The 16,902-nt window shown below is 63.0% G+C and carries 17 protein-coding genes; 8 read left to right on the top strand and 9 right to left on the bottom strand.

Annotated features, from left to right (window positions below; genetic code table 11):
* The first annotated feature begins 125 nt into the window (after nt 1–125).
* On the top strand, nt 126–1,280 hold the full coding sequence (locus CK501_RS09950; protein ID WP_095617629.1) for a ferredoxin reductase: 1,155 nt from the start codon (nt 126–128) through the stop codon (nt 1,278–1,280).
* Nucleotides 1,281–1,315: 35 nt separating this feature from the next.
* The gene (locus tag CK501_RS09945) at nt 1,316–2,494 is read left to right on the top strand and encodes a fatty acid desaturase family protein (protein WP_095617553.1); all 1,179 of its coding nucleotides are present in this window, start codon (nt 1,316–1,318) and stop codon (nt 2,492–2,494) included.
* On the opposite strand, the gene CK501_RS09940 is transcribed toward CK501_RS09945, so the two are convergent.
* On the bottom strand, nt 2,495–3,088 hold the full coding sequence (locus CK501_RS09940; RefSeq protein ID WP_095617552.1) for a GNAT family N-acetyltransferase: 594 nt from the start codon (nt 3,086–3,088) through the stop codon (nt 2,495–2,497).
* A gap of 180 nt (nt 3,089–3,268) precedes the next feature.
* On the opposite strand from CK501_RS09940, the gene CK501_RS09935 reads away from it, so the two are divergent.
* Both CK501_RS09935 and CK501_RS09930 read left to right on the top strand, forming a co-directional pair.
* Nucleotides 3,269–4,195 (top strand): aldo/keto reductase, encoded by a 927-nt coding sequence (locus tag CK501_RS09935; protein ID WP_095617551.1) that lies wholly within the window; start codon nt 3,269–3,271, stop codon nt 4,193–4,195.
* Between the two features lie 3 nt (nt 4,196–4,198).
* Entirely contained in the window at nt 4,199–4,867 is a 669-nt protein-coding gene (locus tag CK501_RS09930; protein WP_095617550.1) for a hypothetical protein, read from the top strand.
* On the opposite strand, the gene CK501_RS09925 is transcribed toward CK501_RS09930, so the two are convergent.
* Nucleotides 4,864–5,730: a DUF72 domain-containing protein gene (locus tag CK501_RS09925; protein WP_233128883.1), complete on the bottom strand. Its 867-nt coding sequence runs from the start codon at nt 5,728–5,730 to the stop codon at nt 4,864–4,866. The two genes, CK501_RS09930 and CK501_RS09925, sit on opposite strands and share 4 nt — an antisense overlap.
* A 70-nt stretch (nt 5,731–5,800) precedes the next feature.
* On the opposite strand from CK501_RS09925, the gene CK501_RS09920 reads away from it, so the two are divergent.
* Nucleotides 5,801–6,337, top strand: coding sequence for a YgjV family protein (locus tag CK501_RS09920; protein WP_095617549.1), 537 nt, complete (start codon nt 5,801–5,803; stop codon nt 6,335–6,337).
* An 80-nt stretch (nt 6,338–6,417) separates the two neighbouring features.
* Here CK501_RS09920 and CK501_RS09915 read toward each other — a convergent pair whose 3' ends face one another.
* From CK501_RS09915 to CK501_RS09895, 5 genes are all read right to left on the bottom strand, one after another.
* A complete protein-coding gene (locus CK501_RS09915; protein ID WP_095617548.1) occupies nt 6,418–6,771 on the bottom strand; it encodes a hypothetical protein in 354 nt (117 codons plus the stop codon).
* The gene (locus CK501_RS09910; RefSeq protein ID WP_095617547.1) at nt 6,768–7,121 is read right to left on the bottom strand and encodes a hypothetical protein; all 354 of its coding nucleotides are present in this window, start codon (nt 7,119–7,121) and stop codon (nt 6,768–6,770) included. The genes CK501_RS09915 and CK501_RS09910 overlap by 4 nt, the downstream gene beginning before the upstream one ends.
* 3 nt (nt 7,122–7,124) lie before the next feature.
* Complete coding sequence (locus CK501_RS09905) at nt 7,125–8,129, bottom strand: hypothetical protein (protein ID WP_095617546.1); 1,005 nt, start codon at nt 8,127–8,129, stop codon at nt 7,125–7,127.
* 188 nt (nt 8,130–8,317) lie between these two features.
* Nucleotides 8,318–8,980 carry an AbiTii domain-containing protein gene (locus tag CK501_RS09900; RefSeq protein WP_095617545.1) on the bottom strand — a complete coding sequence of 221 codons (663 nt, stop codon included), beginning with the start codon at nt 8,978–8,980 and terminating at the stop codon, nt 8,318–8,320.
* A gap of 165 nt (nt 8,981–9,145) precedes the next feature.
* Nucleotides 9,146–10,141, bottom strand: coding sequence for an LLM class flavin-dependent oxidoreductase (locus CK501_RS09895; protein WP_095617544.1), 996 nt, complete (start codon nt 10,139–10,141; stop codon nt 9,146–9,148).
* A 168-nt stretch (nt 10,142–10,309) separates the two neighbouring features.
* On the opposite strand from CK501_RS09895, the gene CK501_RS09890 reads away from it, so the two are divergent.
* Together CK501_RS09890 and CK501_RS09885 are read left to right on the top strand one after the other, a co-directional pair.
* Nucleotides 10,310–12,133: a monovalent cation:proton antiporter-2 (CPA2) family protein gene (locus CK501_RS09890; RefSeq protein ID WP_158223092.1), complete on the top strand. Its 1,824-nt coding sequence runs from the start codon at nt 10,310–10,312 to the stop codon at nt 12,131–12,133.
* Nucleotides 12,134–12,213: 80 nt separating this feature from the next.
* On the top strand, nt 12,214–13,872 hold the full coding sequence (locus CK501_RS09885) for an FAD-binding dehydrogenase (protein ID WP_095617542.1): 1,659 nt from the start codon (nt 12,214–12,216) through the stop codon (nt 13,870–13,872).
* Here the strand turns inward: CK501_RS09885 and CK501_RS09880 are convergent.
* Both CK501_RS09880 and CK501_RS09875 read right to left on the bottom strand, forming a co-directional pair.
* Nucleotides 13,865–14,062 (bottom strand): hypothetical protein, encoded by a 198-nt coding sequence (locus CK501_RS09880; RefSeq protein ID WP_095617541.1) that lies wholly within the window; start codon nt 14,060–14,062, stop codon nt 13,865–13,867. The two genes, CK501_RS09885 and CK501_RS09880, sit on opposite strands and share 8 nt — an antisense overlap.
* Entirely contained in the window at nt 14,055–15,014 is a 960-nt protein-coding gene (locus tag CK501_RS09875) for an SO_0444 family Cu/Zn efflux transporter (RefSeq protein ID WP_233128882.1), read from the bottom strand. The genes CK501_RS09880 and CK501_RS09875 overlap by 8 nt, the downstream gene beginning before the upstream one ends.
* 244 nt (nt 15,015–15,258) lie before the next feature.
* On the opposite strand from CK501_RS09875, the gene CK501_RS09870 reads away from it, so the two are divergent.
* Nucleotides 15,259–16,887 carry a CTP synthase gene (locus tag CK501_RS09870; protein ID WP_095617540.1) on the top strand — a complete coding sequence of 543 codons (1,629 nt, stop codon included), beginning with the start codon at nt 15,259–15,261 and terminating at the stop codon, nt 16,885–16,887.
* Nucleotides 16,888–16,902 lie beyond the last annotated feature (15 nt).

The raw sequence follows: 16,902 nt of genomic DNA, 5'->3' as shown, positions 1-16,902 counted from the left end.
GTAGGAATCGAAACGTGTGATCCGGCTCAGATCACCTGTTGACACCCCGAAGCCCTGTGTGTACATTCGTGCACAAGATGTGAACAACCGTACACACGAGGCCTGTCATGCAGGAGTCAATGAACATGGAAAAGGGTGTTGATCGCGGCCAGGGCCGCTCCTACAGGGGCGTTCTGGCACGGGTCGGGCCGGGGCGTGACACCTGGCGCTGGCTCGGGCAGCAGCTGTTCAACCGGGAGAACCCGGCCATGTACTTCGATCCGCTGCTCGAGAGCATCAACCCGCTCTGGGCGCAGCGTTACATCCCGGCGCGGGTCGAGGCGATTGAATCGGAAACCCATGACAGCAAGACCCTGACTCTGCGCCCGGCACGGCGCTGGGGTGGTTTCCGGGCCGGCCAGCACCTGAATCTGGAAGTGGAAAAGGACGGTCGCTGGTACAGCCGGCCCTTCAGCCTCTCCTGTTCACCGTCGCACTGGGAACAGGACGGCACCATCACCGTCACCATCAAGAAAGTGGCGGATGGCGAGATCACGCCCTGGCTGCTCGAACACTTCGAACCCGGCGATGTGATCGGGATCAGCCGTGCTTATGGTGAGGATCACACCCCCGAGCCCGGTCATCCGATGCTGTTTGTCACCGGCGGCAGCGGCATCACCCCGGTGCTGAGCCAGCTGGAAGCCATGGCGGATCGCCACCTGCGCAACCCGGTCACGCTGCTGTATTTCGTGCGTACCGACGCGGACATCATCGGGGGCCGCAAGCTGGAAGCGCTTGCCGAGCGCCTGCCGAACCTGGAGCTGCGCATCGTGGCGGCGGAGCAGGATCCGCAGAATCCGGACCATCTCGGCCCGCATCATCTGCAAGCGGTTGAAGGGCTCACGGAGCGGGATTGCTTTCTGTGTGGTCCGCCCGGGCTCATGAAACACGCCCAGAATCTGCTGGCGGACGCCGGTGTGCCGGATGAGCAGATCAGCAGCACGCTGTTTGCGGTTGGCCCGGGCGTGGTCGTGACCGAGGACGCTGGCGGCACAGTCCATTTCAGCCGCAGCGACATCACGGTGGAGAGCGCTGGCGACCGCCGCCTGCTTGAGGAAGCCGAGGCGGCCGGCCTGAACCCGCGCTACGGCTGCCGGATGGGTATCTGTCACCAGTGCGCCTGCCGCAAGAAAAGCGGCATCGTCGTCAATCAGCAGACCGGCCAGCCCTCGGGCCATGGCGAAGAAACGGTCCAGCTCTGTATCTCGGTGCCCCAGGGGGCCGTAGAGCTGGAACTGTAACCCAACATCGAATCGACACTGCAAGGAGAATCACCATGCAGAAGCTCAGCGAAGAACAGCTCGAAAATCTTGCACAGGACCTGGACGCCATCCGTAATGAACAGATGGCGGATCTGGGCCAGAAGGACGCCGACTACATCCGCGGCATCATCCGCCTGCACCGGACGCTGGAGTTTGGTGGCCGGGCGCTGATGCCCCTCGGCTTCATCCCGCCGTTCTTCCTGGCCGGCATGACCTCCCTGGGGATCGCCAAGATCCTGGAAAACATGGAGATCGGTCACAACGTGATGCACGGCCAGTACGACTGGATGAACGACCCGGAGCTCAACTCCCAGACCTACGAGTGGGACACCATCTGCACCGCGGATTCGTGGAAGCGGACCCACAACTACGAGCACCACACCTACACCAACGTCATCGGCAAGGACCGGGACTATGGTTACGCGGTGCTGCGCCTGGAAGACGAGACGCCCTGGAAGCCGATGCACCTGCTGCAGTTCATCAACTTCATCAACCTGAGTATCTTCTTCCAGTGGGGCGTGGGCGTTCACGAACTGGAGTTCGAGAAGCTGCGCAGTGGTGAGGTGACCCTGCGAGAGAAGGCGGACCTGTTGAAGGACGTGGCTCGCAAGGGCGGCCGCCAGACGTTCAAGGACTACGTGTTCTACCCGGCGCTGACGTTCCCGGTGGCTCCGGTCGTGATCGCGGGCAACTTCGGCGCGAACCTGATCCGCAACCTCTGGGCCTCCAGCGTGATCTTCTGCGGCCACTTCACCGAAGACGCGGAAAGCTTCACCGAGGAAGAGTGCGAGAACGAGAGCAGTGGCCACTGGTACCTGCGCCAGCTGACCGGTTCCAGTAACTTTACCGGTCCGAACTGGGTCTACACCCTGAGCGGGCACCTGAGTCACCAGATCGAGCACCACGTGTTCCCGGACATCCCGGCGTATCGCTACCGCGAAATCGCGCCGCAGGTCCAGGCCATCTGCGAGAAGTACGGTCTGCACTACAACGCGGACAGCTTCCCGCGCCAGTACGCGACCGTGCTCAAGCGTGTGGCCGCCTTCTCGCTGCCGGACCGGATGCGTGAGCGGCTGTTCCCGGAGTTCAACGAGGATGGGGGCGAGCCCAAGCTGGAGAATCGGGGCAACAGCACCTCGCTGGTCAGCCGCCTGCGCAACCGCGTCAGCAGCACGCTTTCCGCGGCTGCCTGATCAGCGCAGCTCGCCCATCCAGAAATTCATCGGCTTGGCCGTCTCCTCGGCCTGGTCGATGTCCTTCCAGGGGTAATGGGTCCGCAGCTCCGGCACGGGCTCATACCCCCGCTTTTTCCAGAAATCATCCAGTGGCTGGTAGTCAGCCGGTCGTAACGGATGATCCGCTGGCCGCTCCACCGCACAGAAGCAGCAGTAGCGGAACCCGCCCAGTTCACTGGCGTGGGCTTCACGTTCCCCGAAGAAGCGTACACCGATGCCCTGCCCCCGGTATTCCGGCAGCAGCACCGATTCCCCGAAATAGAAGATCTCCGACGGGTTGTAGCCCTGGTCAATGAACGGCTGAATGAAGGCGTCCTCTTCGTCTTCCAGCGGCAGACCCGTGGCGGCACCCACAACGCGATCCCCGTCGCGGGCCAGGACGAAGACACTGCGCGGCGACTGGATGTAGGTTTCCAGGTATTGCTGCTCGTAATCCATGTCGCCGTCGTACAGGTAGGGCCATTCACGGAAAACCTGGATCCTGAGCCTGGCGACTTCGCTGACCCAGGGCCGGATTGTTTCACCGCTGACACGTTCAAGCGTTACTGTCATTCGCTGTTGCCTCCCGGAAGCGGATGTTGGCTAAAACGTTCTTCAGATCGCCCTCATTAGAGTACAGGGGCAGGGGAGTGACAATCCGGGATCAGCCGGAGGCAGCGGGGTAGTACTTGCAAAACGAACCGGATTGGCGTGACGTATGAAAAACAGAGGTCATCAAAAGCGGAGGGCAGCATGGCGGAATACTCCAGGCGCAGGGTGCTTGGCGGCCTGGGCGCCGCGCTGGCGGTTGCTGCATGGCCGGGCCTGGCGGCGGCAGCCGGGAAGGCATTGAATCGCGCAGCCCTGCCAGGCGGGGGCGGTTCCATTCCGGTGATCGGCATGGGCACCTGGCGCACCTTCAATGTGGGGGAAGACCCGGAGCTCCGCCAGGCACGCACCCAGGTGCTGGCGGCGTTCTTCGAGGAGGGCGGCGGGCTGATTGATTCCTCGCCCATGTACGGATCGGCCCAGTCGGTGCTCGGCCATGGGCTCGAAAAGCTGGGATACCCGGATTCGCTGTTTGCCGCGGACAAGGTATGGACCCGGGATGGCGGTGCCACGCGGAAGCAGGCGGCGGAGTCGGCGGCCAGCTGGGGTCTCGAACGGTTCGATCTGCTGCAGGTGCACAACCTGCTGGCCTGGGAGGCCCACCTTGAAACCCTCATGGCCATGAAGGAGGCGGGGGAGGTGGGAGCGATTGGTATTACCACCTCGCACGGGCGCCGCCTGGACCAGTTCGAGCGGATCATGGAGCGCCACGAGCTGGACTTCATCCAGCTGACCTACAATATCCGTGATCGCTGGGCCGAGGACCGGATACTGCCGCTGGCCCGGGAAAAAGGCATTGCCGTCATCGCCAACCGGCCCTACCAGGGCGGCTCCCTGATCAAGGGCCTGAAGGATCGGGGAGCGCCTCTTCCGGACTGGGCGGGCGAAATCGACTGCCGTACCTGGGCGGACTTTCTGCTTAAGTTCATTGTCTCGCACCCGGCGGTCACCTGCGCCATTCCCGCCACGACCAGCGTCGAGCATGTGCGCGAGAACATGGCAGCCGGGCGGGGCGCCATGCCGGATGCCGCGCAACGCCAGCGCATGATTGAAACACTGGCGGCGGCCTAGCCCATGCTGGGGTCGCTTGATACCTACGCACTGCGGGACTTCGTGCCGGTCACCCCTGAGGTGTGGGCCCGCCTGTTCGAGCGCCTCAATGAGCAGGTGTGGCCATGGCAGGGCCTGTTCCTCCTGCTCATGCTTTTCGCGCTCTGGCGGCTCTATCGGGGCGGCAGCCCCACGGCGGGGCTGGCGCTGGCGGCGTGCTGGTGCTGGTCCGCCGTTCAGTTCCAGTTTCTGCTGCATACACCTCTGAACTGGGCAGCCAGCCTCATGGGGTGGGCCTTTATGGTTCAGGCGGTGCTGGTACTCCTGGTGGGCCTTGGAGGTGGCTGGCGGTTCAGCGGCGGGTTGCGGGCGAAGCTGGGAGTCGTTCTGGTGCTGGCAGGCATCGTTGTACTGCCGGTGGCCGGCCCATTGACGGGGCGCAGCTGGGCGGCGTTCGAGGTTGCCGGCACGGCGCCAACACCCACGGCCCTGGTAACGCTGGGCATGCCGCTCATGGCACGCCCCATCAGCTGGGTGACGGGGGTGATCCCCGTGCTCTGGCTGGTCTACAGCAGTGTGATCTGGTGGGTCAGTGGCTGGCTGCCGGGAGCGGTCGTTGCTCCCCTGGCTATTGCCACTCTCGGGGTTGCCACGGGTGCCAGCCCCTGGTCCCGAGGCGGGGAACCGTCCTAGAACAACCCGATCTGCGGCGGTTCCGTGTTGATCGCGAGGTCCGCCAGCTCTGGCACCCGCTCCCTCAGCAGTTCATGCCAGAGTGCGGCCAGTGCCGGGGCATCGCCATTGTCCGGCATGTGCATGAATACATATGGATGCCGCCCCTCCGCAATCCATTCGCTCACCCGTTCCGCCCAGGGCGCCAGGAAAGGACGATTGCTCTCAAGGTCTGGATGGCCGATGTAGCGGACCACTGGTGGGGCCTCCACCGGCAGCAGGTGGATGGGAAGCCGGGGTTTGCGGCTCTGGGCTTCCCGTGTTGCCTCGGATTCCGGTGTGGCTGCAAACAGCGCCCGGGTATCAAAGCACACCCGGGCCAGGTTGCGCTCGCGCAGGCCCCGGTTCAGCGCCTTCTCGGCATCCCCTTTTTCGAAGAAGGCGGGATGCCGGACCTCGACCGCGCAGGTCAGGGGCGCGGGGAGAGCGTCCACGAAGCGCCAGAGGTTATCCAGCTGCTCCGGGCCGAAGTTCGGCGGCAGCTGGAGCAGAAAGGGGCCCAACACGTCTGCAAGCGGTTCAAGGGTCGCCAGGAACGCCCGGACCGCAGTCTCTGAGCCGGTGAGCAGCCGGTCATGGCTGATTTCACGCGGAAACTTGAACAGGAACCGGAAGTCGTCAGGCACCTGGGAGCGCCATTGGGCACATTGTTCCCGGGTGGGTGTGGCGTAGAAAGTGGTATTGCCCTCGACGCAGCCGAACACCCGGCTGTAGCGCGCAAGCGGCGTTGCTCCCGGTGGGAGCAGGGTGTTCCAGCTGGGATCCTGCCACTGTGGGCAGCCGAGGGCGTAGTGGGTCATGGCGCACAGGGTAAACCAGAACATCGCGGCCATCACGGAGGGACGCGGGGTACTCTGGCTTCTATACTGACGGTTTGAGGCTGTGGAGGCCCTTATGCTGGCGGACATGACAGCGCTTGAAATCGCCGGGCAACTCGTGGCGCTGATCTCGCTGGGCTTCTGCATCGCCGGGTTTGCCAGCACCCGGGATGATCGCCTGATGCTGCTGCTTATTGGCGCCAACGTGGCCTTCGCCCTCCAGTACGCGCTTTTCCAGAGCTGGACCGCCGCGGCACTGACGGTGCTGGTGATCCTGCGCATCCGTCTGGCACAGCGCTTTCAGGGCAATGTCGCCGTGATGCTGGGCATGCTGGCGGTCAGTGGCGTGGCAGCGGTGCTCACCTGGCAGAGCTGGATCGACCTGTTCCCCATGACGGCGATGGTGCTGGGCACCGTGGGCATGTTCATGCTCCGGGGCATTCCCATGCGGCTCTTTCTGGCCGGCGCTGGCCTGGCCTGGATGGGCAATAACATCGCCATCGGCTCGGTGGGCGCAACGCTCGCGGAGGCTCTTGTGGTGGCCACCAATTTTGTGACTATCCTGCGCCTGCAGCGGATGCGGCGGCGTTATCCGGAAGTGGAGTTGCCCTGAACAGTCAATAGTGCCCGCCAATCGCTGGTCCGTTTGTCAGCTTGATTTGGAACTGATCCCAAAGAGCCGTGAACCTCAAGTCAGAGCCAACCAATAACCATGTCGGCGATCAAGCAGGCCAGCATCGTATGCAATGAGAGCATGAATACCCACCCCAGTACTTTATCCCATACCTTGAAGCGAGGAAGAATCTCATTGGGTTCCAGCATGCTGCGTTCCAGCGCGCTGAAAGTATTCGTATTGAAAACGATGATCCAGCCGTACCAGACAGTTCGCATGCCCACACCATCCCAGCGGCACGGTCTGGGCTGACCGCTACTCGTGATCGCTTCCTCTATCCGCCATACAGAAAAGATCAGGAACAGCAGCCACGACAACGCTCCGAGCATCATTGAGGCGACAGCGACGAGCGAAAGCCAGAGTTCACCCGTCACGCAACACCAAGAATCCAGTCGATAATAACGCAAGCCAGTAACGTGTAGCTTGATACAAGAAGTATGTTGGCAAGAACCCTGTCAAATGGCTTGGTATAGGGCGCCAGGTCGTTCGGGTCAAGCATCCACCGCTCAAGGTCACTGAAGGATTTCGAGGGGAGCCCAATAGCCCATGCATACCACATGGCGCGCAGGCCCAAGCCATCCCAAGGGCAGGGCCTGGATTGACCGGTCTCCAGGATGCACTTCTCGATTCGCCATATAGAGAGCGTCAGGAAGAACAACCAGGATATACCTGCAACCAAAAGGGCAATAACGGCAATCAACGAAAGCCAGAATCCGTAATCCATGAATCAATCATCTCCAAAAAGGGCATCCCACTGTCTGCCTATGAATCGTTGGATACCTTTGTCCATCTGGTTGGAGAGTATTGCGCTGGTAACGATTGATGAGCCAATTAGAAAGGCCCACCCCCAAGGAGAGCCGATCATAACCACCCGACTCATTCCCATAACCAAGCGAGTGGTCGCTGTGCCTGTCACACCGGTGCCGAGCATACCTCCTGATTGCACAGCAATCTCGCGCTGCCAATCCTCTCCATCCTGGTATTTCTGCCGGACCTCATTGATACGCAAACCGCCATCGACTACGGCAACGCCTCTACCGGCGTAGTTCATCGCTCCGGATAGTTTGCTTACAGCCTTACCTTGGTCCATATCGAAAATATGAATCCGCCTTCCTCGAGGACGCTCTGCCAGCGTCTCACCACGTTCCGCGCTTGTTAGTGCCGATCCCTTGTTCTTGCCTCGGTGACTTTCCGGGATGAGAGTATTCAATTCCTGCCGGAATTTGGTATTCAGCTGTTCGTAGGCCTTATTGAGGTTGTTACGCAATTTCGCCTTGCGAGCGGTGTCTTTTACCCCGGAGCGAGTGAACTTATTGAGGGCAATCAGGGCTTTCTGATAGTCCCTTAACGCACCCTTGAAACTCTCGGCGCGACCAACTGCCACAGCTGCACTGGAGCCCAGCAGGCTATTGGCTTCCTTACCCAACTCCCACAGATCAACACCATCCAGGAACTTCTCGTGGAAACGGGCCAAGGCAACTGTGTCCTGGCCGAACTGGGCCGTGCATTCGGCGAGGTTGGCCCTCTGCTGGGGTGAAGGCCTGTTCAGGATGCGGGAAACGGCGCGGCTTGAGTGGCGACCGTCCAGCGATAGATCGTAGGCAAAACCAGGTTTCAGGGTGTCGTTACCATGGAGCCCGTTACAGTCTCCAAACAGCTGACGGAGACCAGGATCGGAGCCACACAGTTGAGTGGCATTTTCGGGTTTCGAGGGGAAATAGAATTCCGGCATGCGGGGAGCCTCCTTGGCGTTTTCCGTCCTTCCAGTGCCCGCCGGCTCTCATTGAGCCTGTCCCTGTTACGTCCCTGCGGGCTGACAGCAGGAATTATTCCAACCGGGCCGGGGAATTTCAACCGCTATTGGGGCGCTATGAGGCTGTCCGTTTCACCTTGCTGTACACCACCTGGCGCGCTCCCGCTTTAAGCGCTGCCGAAGAAGCGCTCCAGTACACCGGCCTGGCGTAATCCCGGTACCGGGAGGTTGGCATGTTCGTCCATCGCGCGTCGCCAGTAATGCTCGGGGTCGTCCATGGTGGCTGCCTGTTCCCGTTCGGCCGTGCTGAAGGAGTTGTGCTCGCCACTGAAGCCCGCCTCGATGAGGTCCAGGGTCCAGAGGTAGATCGTTGAACGGACCAGGCGCAGCAGGTCGGAGTAGGTCTCGCGGTTGATGGTGAGTGCCAGGTCGGTGGTCAGGTTAACCCGGGTCTGCAGTTCACGCATCGCCTCCGCGGAGAGGGCGTGCTGAATGTAGCTGTCCTTGCGGTAACGGAGGCAGGTTTTCTCCAGGCTGCGGACACCGTCCCTCAGATCCATATGCGCTTCCCTGCGGTTCTGTTCCTCGCTGACGGGGGCGGGAATCCAGCCGTACTGGGGCGACCGTGTCATGAGGTGGCCGGGGAGATTCTGCCGGTAGTCAGGCAGATCCGCGTCCTCGCTGTAACCGGCAAACTCGTTCTGGAGCCAGCTTCCCATCCTGCGATTGCGGAGCATCAGCGACAGAGTGATCGAGGCGGGCAGGACCTCCTCGAGCGGGTCCTGAGGGTCCCTTACGCGCTGTTCCAGTGCATCGACCGGTGCTCCCATGGTGCCTCTCCTTCTGGTTCCCTGTTTGTTGTTTTAAAGCAGACCTCTGACAGCGTCATCGAGCTTGATGAATGTCACAGTCTTCAAGCTAGGTTATCGGGGAGAAAGGTGCAACTGAACAGATGTTGAGCATCGGTAACACTGTGTCACCGATGCGTCGGGCGCTCAGGCGGAGAGGTTCCCGAGCGCGTCGGCCGCGATCCCGAATGAGTGCTTGCGGGCCTCGTGATCGTGGATCTGGCCGGTGAGGATCAGCTCGTCCGCGCCGGTGCGTTCCAGGAAGGCCTTCAGCCAGCGTTCCACCGTCTCCGGTGAACCGACTGCGGACTCTTTGAGGGCGTGACGGGCGGTGCCGAGTTCGGCCCGGCTGCCCAGGCTGTCCGGGTCATCCACGGGGGGCTGGAGTGGTCCGGGGGTCCCCCGCCGCAGGGCGATGAACTGCTGTTCCATGGAAGTCATGAGCCTGCGGCCTTCCATGTCCGTATCCGCGGCGAAGACGTTGGCGGCAGCCGCTACATAGGGCCTGGCCAGGCGTTCCGATGGCTGGAACTGCTCGCGGTAGACCCGGATGGCTTCGTCCAGCATGTCCGGTGCGAAGTGGGAGGCAAAGGCATAGGGCAGCCCCAGCGCCGCCGCCAGCTGGGCTCCGAAAAGGCTGGAGCCGAGGATCCAGACGGGCACCCGGGTACCGGCGCCTGGAACGGCCTGAACACGCTGGCCCGGCTGCACCGGTTCCAGGAAATGCAGCAGCTCCTGTACTTCCTGCGGGAAGCGGTTGGCCGCGGAGTGGTGATCACGCCGGAGAGCGCGCAGGGTCTCCTGATCGGTACCCGGGGCGCGGCCCAGGCCGAGGTCCACACGCCCGGGGTAGAGGCTCTCCAGGGTGCCGAACTGTTCCGCCACTACCAGCGGCGCGTGGTTGGGGAGCATCATCCCGGCGGCGCCCACTCGGATGCTGCTGGTATTGGCGGCGATGTGGCCCAGCGCTACCGGTGTTGCCGCGCTGGCGATACCGGTCATGTTGTGGTGCTCCGCCATCCAGAACCGGCTGTACCCAAGGGATTCGGCATGCCGGGCCAGGTCGGCGGCGTTGAGCAGTGCCTGCCGCGGCGTGCTGCCTTCATTCACGGGGGCTAGATCGAGCAGGGAATAGCGCGTCATGGTCGCTCCTGATGCGGGTTCAGGTCACACAGTAGCGAGCCGGCACCGTTGCCGGCAATACGGGGTTGCCGGCGGGCTTCGCAACGGCCTTCAGCGTCTGTAGTATGCCCCTGTTTCCAGCGTGGCCCGAGTGAGCCCCGATCGAACCGGCTTTAAGGAGTGCGTGCATTGGATTTCCTGCTGGAAGTAACCCTGTTCCTGCTGGCGGCGGTGATTGCCGTTCCCATTTTCCAGTGGCTGGGGTTCGGAGCTGTGCTCGGGTACCTGGTTGCCGGTGTCATCATGGGCCCGTCGCTTTTCAGCGTGATCGACGATGTCGAGAGCATGCTGCGCTTCTCCAAGATCGGGGTGGTGCTGCTGCTGTTTCTCGTGGGGCTGGAGCTGGCACCGCAGCGACTCTGGGTGATGCGCAAGAACATCTTCGGTCAGGGGATGGCTGGCGTGCTCGTGTGTGCCATCCCGATGGGCGTAGTGGCCTGGGCCGGTTTCGGTCTGGACTGGCAGACATCGCTGATCATCGCGCTGGGTCTGGCCTTCTCCTCTACGGCCTTTGCCATGCAGGTGCTGTCCGAGCATAACGAGCTGTCCTCGCTTCATGGCCGCAGCGCCTTTGCCATGCTGCTGTTCAAGTACATCGCGCTGCTGCCGCTGCTGGCGGCGATCCCGCTGATGGGCGAGGGCAGCACCACCGCCATGGATCCCCAGGAAATCGCCCGGGCCATTGCCAGCACCCTTGTGGTGCTCGTGGCGGTGATCGTGGGTGGCCACTACCTGCTCCGGCCGGTCTTCCGCACGGTGGCGCGCATCGGTGCCCGCGAGACTTTCACCGCCACCGCGTTGCTGGTGGTGCTCGGGGTGTCCCAGATCCTGAAGATGGCCGGTATGCCCATGGAACTGGGGGCCTTTCTGGCCGGCGTACTGCTGGCGGACTCCGAATACCGGCATGAGATCCATCTCTCCATCGAGCCGTTCAAGGGGCTGCTGATGGGGCTTTTCTTCATGTCCGTGGGCATGTCGGCCGATCTGCACATGCTGGCGGATATGCCCGGGCTGGTGTTCGGTATCACTGGCGGGGTGCTGCTGCTCAAGATCACCGTTCTCTATGCTGTCGGGCGGCTTGGTGGGCTCGATGACAAGGGCAGCAGAGCGCTCGCCGCACTCATGCCCCAGGGTGGTGAGCTGGCGTTCGTGCTGTTTTCCATGGCGATGACCTACGGGGTCATGAGCGAGTCCGTGACCGACGTATTGTTCGCGGTGGTGATCCTCACCATGGCCGCCACGCCCTTCACCTTCCTTTTCAATCGTCGGATTCTGGATCCGATGCTGGCCACCTCGGAGATCGACGATCGGCCCTATGATTCGGTGGGAGAGGATGAGGAAAAGCCCAAGGTGCTGATCTGCGGCTTCGGTGGCTTTGGCCAGATGGTGGGCCGACTGCTGCACAGCGCCGAGATCCCGTTCTCCGCGCTGGATGCCAACCCGCTGCAGGTGGATTTCATCCGCCGCTACGGGCACCGCATCTACTACGGCGACCCGGCACGCGTGGACCTGCTCACAACCGCGGGGGCACGGGATGCACAGGCGATCATCGTGGCCGTGGAGAATGCGGAGTACTCCATGCGGATCGTCGACCATGTGCGGCGCAACTTCCCGACGGTTCCGGTCTACGCCCGCGCGCGCAACCGCCAGCACGCCTGGCGCCTGATGGATCTTGGCTGCCGTGTGATTACCCGGGAGACGCTTTCGGGCAGCATGCACATGGGCGAGCAGCTGCTGCAGATCTTCGGCTGGGACGAGGACGAGGCCCGTGAAGCCGTGCAGGTCTTCCGGGATCACGACGAGGAGGAGCTGCGCAAGTACTACGCCATCCATCAGGAGAAGGGCAGCCGCAACCCCAGCGACCAGGAGATCATCGACGAGCTGGAGGGGCTGTTCCAGTCCGACGAGGCGGAATCCATTGATCCGGACAGTCTGCAGCACTCGAGCAGCTGATCCCGGCTGTCGACGTGTCTTGAATCTGTCGCTGCTTTCGTTCAGTTTTGCACAACAATAAAGACAACAACGAGGGTGCTATGGCTCAGGATGCGGATGTCATTGTAGTCGGTGCCGGTCTCGCGGGGCTGGTGGCGGCAACGGAGCTGGCCGATGCGGGCCGGCGTGTTCTGATTGTGGAGCAGGAGTCCGAACAGAATCTGGGCGGCCAGGCATACTGGTCCCTGGGTGGGCTGCTGTTCGTGGATTCGCCGGAACAGCGGCGCATGGGCATCAAGGACTCCCCGGAACTGGCCTGGCAGGACTGGCTGGGTACCGCCGGTTTTGACCGGGATGAGGACTACTGGCCACGCCGTGTTGCCGAGGCGTACGTGAACTTCGCCGCGGGTGAGAAGCGCGCCTGGCTGCGCGAGATGGGCCATCGCGTCTTTCCGGTGCTGGGCTGGGCCGAGCGGGGTGGTTATGACGCCTGCGGTCACGGCAATTCCGTACCCCGGTTCCACATCACCTGGGGGACAGGCCCCGGTATTGTTGAGCCCTTTGAAAGGCGGGCCAGGGAAGCGGAGGCCCGGGGGCTGATCCGGTTCTGCTGGCGTCATCGTGTGGACGAGCTGCTGACCACTGGCGACCATGTGGATGGTGTGCGTGGCAGTGTGCTGGCTGATGACCGGGCCGAGCGGGGCGTGGAGACCAACCGGGAAGAGAAGGGCGATTTCGAGTTCCGTGCCCAGGCCGTGATCGTGGCCTCAGGGGGTATTGGCGGTAATCACGAGATGGTGCGCCGCAACTGGCCGGAACGGCTCGGGCGCCCGCCCCAGCGTATGGTCAGTGGGGTGCCGGCCCATGTGGACGGGCGCATGATCGATATCACCGAGGCTGCCGGCGCGCGCGTGATCAACCCGGATCGGATGTGGCACTACGTTGAGGGCATCCAGAACTGGAATTCCATCTGGCCGAACCACGGCATCCGCATCCTTCCCGGTCCGTCCTCCCTCTGGTTCGATGCCACCGGCCGGCGTTTCCCCGCGCCCCTGTATCCAGGCTCGGATACCCTGGGGCAACTGGAGTACATCCAGTCCACCGGCTACGACTACAGCTGGTTCATCCTGGACCAGAGCATCATCAAACGTGAGTTTGCCCTTTCAGGTTCCGAGCAGAACCCGGACATTACCGGCAAGAGCTGGGCACAGACCCTGAAGCGGCCCTTCGGCAGGAAAGGTACTGGCCCTGTTGAGGCCTTCAAGGAGAACGGGGTGGACTTCGTGGTCCGGGACAATATCGAGGATCTGGTTAAGGGGATGAACGAACTCAGTGGCGACCACCTGCTGGACCCGGCCGACATCCGCCGCCAGATCGAGGCGCGCGACCGGCAGCTGACTAACCCCTTCACCAAGGATTTCCAGGTCATGGCCATGCACAATGCCCGGAAATTCTCCGGTGACAAGATGGTGCGCACGGCCAAGCCGCACCGGATGCTGGACCCGGCCCACGGCCCCCTGATCGCGGTGCGGTTGAATATCCTGACGCGCAAGACACTGGGCGGCCTGGAAACGGACCTGGAGGCCCAGGTTCTCAACGAACAGGGTGAACGTATCCCCGGCCTCTATGCAGTGGGGGAGGCGGCCGGCTTCGGTGGCGGCGGCATGCACGGTTACCGTGCGCTGGAAGGCACCTTCCTGGGTGGTTGCCTGTTCTCGGGCCGTAATGCGGGGCGGGCCGCGGCGAAAGCCGTCATCTGACCGGGAGGTCGCGGCACAGGCCGCACTCCCCCTCACTCTGTTCCTCGGTTGCACCACCGCTCTCAACATAGCGCAGGCGGTGGCGGGCCCGACCGCGATTGGCGCTTACCTGGTAGCGCCGCGGCTCGTGTCGCTGCTCCGCTTCATCCTGTTGCGCCGGTACGGCGTCTGTTTCTTCAGGTTCAGTCATCGTGGGTTTCCCTGATGAGAGTGCGCCGGAGCCAGGGCACGGCCATTATCACCAGAAGGGCGAGAGCGCTCCATTCCAGCCAGGCGGGAATCCATTCCTGAACCCCCTGGACCGAGCCCTGGATGTCCAGGTTAAAGCCGGCAATGACGGCGTCGGTCGCCAGCCCCGCTGCAACGGTGCTCACCACGATGCCGGTGAGGTAGAGGAGCAGTGCCCCGGTGCCCATTTCTCGCTGGAAAATGCTGAGCGTGGCCAGGCTGGTTACAGGGCCGGCGAGCATCAGAACCAGTGCGGTGCCGGGGGATAGCCCTTCCAGCATCAGGGCTGCCGCAATCGGGGTAGTTGCGGCGGCACACAGGTAAAGGGGGACGCCGATCAGCGCCATCAGCAGCATGGGGCCGATGCCGCTGCCCAGCACCGCCAGCCCCTGGGGCGGCGTCAGCGTGATCAAAAGGCCGGCCACGGCCAGGCCAATGGCAATCCAGACGCTGATGTCGTCGAGCATCTCGGTGAACGCGTAGCGCAGGCCGTGGCGCAGCCCCGGGGCTGTTTCATCGGCGTCCGCCATAACATCGCCGCCGTCACAGCCGGAGGAGCAGCAACCGGAGTTGCAGGCTGCCTCCGCGGGTTCCGCGGCGGTTGCACCGCCGTGGCTCAGGGCGGTAAGCAGGCCGGTACTGATCGCTGCGATAACTGCGCCCAGCGCCCTGGCCACCATCATGAAGGGACCCATCAGCACAAAGGTGAGTGAGAGTGAATCAACGCCCGCGCCCGGCGTACCCACCAGGAAGGAGGTGGTCGGGCCGCGCCCGGCGCCACCCCGGTAGAGCGCCAGCGCGGTCGGAATGGCGCCACAGGAGCACATGGGCAGGGGAACACCCAGAACAGCACCCCGCATGATGGGCCGGATGCCGTCGCCGCTGAGCCACTGCCGGATGCGCGCCCGGGGCACCAGGCCGGCACCAGCCCCGCCACCAGCAGGCCCAACAGCAGCCAGGGAGCGGCGAGCAGCGTCATCTCAACAATCGCGAACACAAGTTCCTTCATACCCACAGTATAGAGGTCGGCATGCCGTTATGGTGTAGCGCCTTTTGCAAATTGAGGCTCGACCCCCTTTCTGGTAGCCTGTCATCCCATCTTGAGGCGACGCCTCCCTCCTCCTCACAACTGGCAATCGGGCAGAATACGGGATTCGCATGACGCGCTATATATTTGTCACCGGCGGGGTTGTGTCCTCGCTCGGCAAGGGCATTGCATCAGCATCACTGGCCGCCATCCTCGAGGCACGTGGCCTCAGGGTCACCATCCTCAAGCTCGATCCCTACATCAATGTGGATCCCGGCACCATGAGCCCGTTCCAGCACGGCGAGGTCTTCGTCACCGAGGATGGCGCCGAGACGGATCTGGACCTGGGGCACTACGAGCGCTTCATCCGCACCACCATGAGCAAGCGCAACAACTTCACCAGTGGCCGGGTCTACGAGGAAGTCATCCGCAAGGAACGCCGTGGCGACTACCTGGGCGGGACGGTGCAGGTGATCCCGCACATCACGGATGAGATCAAGCGCCGCATTGTCGAGGGCGCCGGTGACGTGGATGTTGCCCTGGTGGAGGTTGGCGGTACCGTCGGTGACATTGAATCCCAGCCCTTCCTGGAGGCCACGCGCCAGCTGCGTGTCGAAGTCGGGCCCCAGCGTGCGCTCTTCATGCATCTGACGCTGGTGCCCTACATCTCCACTGCCGGCGAGGTGAAGACCAAGCCGACCCAGCACTCCGTTAAGGAGATGCGTTCCATCGGCCTGCAGCCGGACATTCTGTTGTGCCGCTCCGAGCATGAGGTGGACGCCAGCTCGCAGCGCAAGATCGCGCTCTTCACCAACGTCGAGGAGCGGGCCGTCATCCCGCTGTGCGATGCGCCCAGCATCTACCGTGTGCCGCGCATGCTCCACGAGATGGATCTGGACCAGCTGATCGTTGAACGCTTTAACCTAAACGTGGGTCCGGCGGACCTGTCCGAATGGGACCAGGTGTTTGAGTGGGAGCAGAATCCCGACAAGACAGTGACCATCGCCATGGTCGGCAAGTACATGGAGCTGCTGGATGCCTACAAGTCCCTGATTGAGGCACTGAGCCACGCCGGGCTGCACACCAGGACCGACGTTAAGATGAAGTACGTCGATTCCGAGGACCTGGAACGCGAGGGCGAGGCGGCGCTGGAAGACGTTGACGGCATCGTGGTACCCGGTGGCTTCGGCGAGCGGGGGGTGGAAGGCAAGATCAGCGCCGTGCGCTACGCGCGTGAGAACGGCATTCCCTACCTGGGCATCTGCCTGGGGATGCAGGTGGCCGTTATCGAATACGCCCGCAACATCGCCGGGCTTTCCGGGGCCCACAGCACCGAGTTCCGCAAGGACTCACCGTACCCCGTGGTGGGCCTGATCACCGAGTGGGTGGACGAACACGGCCAGCTGGAAACGCGCGGCGAGGATTCCGATCTGGGCGGCACCATGCGTCTGGGCGCCCAGGACTGTCGACTTGAACCGGGAACCACATCGCATCGGTGTTACGGCAAGGACGTGATCCGCGAGCGCCACCGCCACCGGTACGAGGTCAACAACCTGCTTCTGCCCAAGCTGGAGGAAGCGGGCCTGCGCGTGGCCGGGCGCTCCGGCGACAACAGCCTGGTGGAAATGGTGGAAGTCCCGGAGCACCCGTGGTTCGTCGCCTGCCAGTTCCACCCGGAATTCACATCCACGCCGCGTGATGGCCATCCGCTGTTCAAGGGCTTTGTGGAAGCCGCGCTGGCCCGCAGGGGCGAATCCTGAACCCGACTGCCGAGG

It is taken from the genome of Halovibrio salipaludis, from assembly GCF_002286965.1.
GTDB classification, from domain to species: domain Bacteria; phylum Pseudomonadota; class Gammaproteobacteria; order Pseudomonadales; family Oleiphilaceae; genus Halospina; species Halospina salipaludis.
Note: the sequence above shows the minus strand (reverse complement) of the source record. Positions and strands in the feature narration are given on the sequence as shown.